The 1,581-nt window shown below is 68.4% G+C and carries 2 protein-coding genes; both read left to right on the top strand.

Going from position 1 to position 1,581, the window contains the following annotated elements; all coding sequences use genetic code 11:
* Nucleotides 1–251 precede the first annotated feature (251 nt).
* The gene (locus ACFHWY_RS28415; RefSeq protein ID WP_416583314.1) at nt 252–773 is read left to right on the top strand and encodes a hypothetical protein; all 522 of its coding nucleotides are present in this window, start codon (nt 252–254) and stop codon (nt 771–773) included.
* Nucleotides 774–783: 10 nt separating this feature from the next.
* Nucleotides 784–1,341, top strand: a complete 558-nt coding sequence (locus tag ACFHWY_RS28410) for a copper resistance CopC family protein (protein ID WP_416583313.1) — start codon at nt 784–786, stop codon at nt 1,339–1,341.
* Nucleotides 1,342–1,581: the final 240 nt, after the last annotated feature.

The following is a 1,581-nucleotide window of genomic DNA, read 5'->3' as shown; positions in this document are numbered from 1 at the left end:
TTCGTGTGGACCAGAACCGCCGACGAGATCCTCAACAGCCTCGCCACATACTGCGGCCGAACTAACGACTCAGGACACTAGACCCTGGGGCTGTCGTGGACATAGACGGCAAGCTCAGAGTCACGTGCCGACGGCAAGGTTCCTAATGTGGTGGTAGACGGCTTCCAGGGCGGGATGGAGGATCCATGGCAACTGCCGGGAGAACGAGATCGTCCGAATTGTCCTCCTCCCTGAACGGTCGCCACCACCGGATGGCGCTCGCGATTTATGTGGCGGTGGTGGTGGCGCACTGGGCGGAACACCTCGTGCAGGCGTACCAGATCTGGGTTCTCGGTTGGGCACGCCCGGAGGCACGCGGCGTGCTGGGAATGCCGTTTCCCTGGCTGGTCAGCTCGGAGTGGCTGCATTACGGGTACGCCATCGTGATGCTGGTCGGGCTCTTCCTGCTGCTTCCGGGCTTCACCGGCCGCGCGAAGGCGTGGTGGACGGTGGCCCTCGCCCTGCAGTTCTGGCACCACATCGAGCACGCGTTGCTGTTGATCCAGGCGCACGGCAGTTTCCGGATCGCCGCCGAGGAAGGGCCGGTCAGCATCCTGCAACTGGTGGTGCCCCGGGTGGAACTGCACCTGTTCTACAACTCGGTCGTCTTCATCCCGATGCTGATCGCGATGTACCTGCACCTGCGTCCCAACGCGACCGAGCGGGCGGCAATGCGTTGCTCGTGCGCCGGTCACCTGGTCAACCCGCGTCAGCCCGCAGCCGCGAGACGCTGAACGGGCGGGGGTGTCCACCACCGGCCGCATCTACGTCGGCTCCGCCATCTGCCTGGCGGCGCTGGTGGCCGTGCTGGCACTGGTCGGCCGGGCCGGCACCGACGCGGAAGCGGGGCGGGCGGTCGAGGTGCTCGCGATGGAACCGGCCGACGGGGCGGTCCTGCCGGACCTGCCGGCCACGGTACGCATCCGGGTCGCCGGTGAGCCTGACCCCGGTCGGTCGCACATCGTGGTCTACGACGCCGATCGGATCCGGTTGAACACCGGGCCGGTCGTGCTCGACGGCGACGACGGCCTGCGGCAGCAGGTCGCCGTGACCCGGCCCGGTCAACTCGCGGTGGCCTACCACGTGGTGACCGTCGACGGGCGTACCGCTTCGGGCGTCGCCCGCCTCACCGTCGGCTCTCCGGACGCTGCGGTGCCCGCCGGGCCGGTGGACGCGACCGACGACGGGGCACACGCCCACGGGGTGGACCCGATAGGTGCCGCCCTGCTGGCGCTGGATGGCCTCGTGCTGCTCGCCGTGGTGGTCCTGCTCCTGCGCCGCCCCACGCGTGGTGCCGCCTGACCTGCCGCCGGTCGGCAGGTGCCGGGGCGCAGCCGAACCGGGCGGCGCATGAACACGTCAGGCGGCGCGGGCCGGCACGACTCGTGGCCGTCGCCCCGGTTCAGAATGGGACAATGCGTGAGTTCTGGCTGCTAAGCCTCGATCCACTGACGGGGTTTCAGGCTGACGGCACCCTGGAGATAGAAAGTGCCCTCTGAACTGGAAGGATAGGAGTTGCGAAGCTTCTATTCCGTCGGTTCG

The organism is Micromonospora sp. LOL_024 (assembly GCF_048060415.1).
Taxonomy (GTDB): Bacteria; Actinomycetota; Actinomycetes; order Mycobacteriales; family Micromonosporaceae; genus Micromonospora.
Note: the sequence above shows the minus strand (reverse complement) of the source record. Positions and strands in the feature narration are given on the sequence as shown.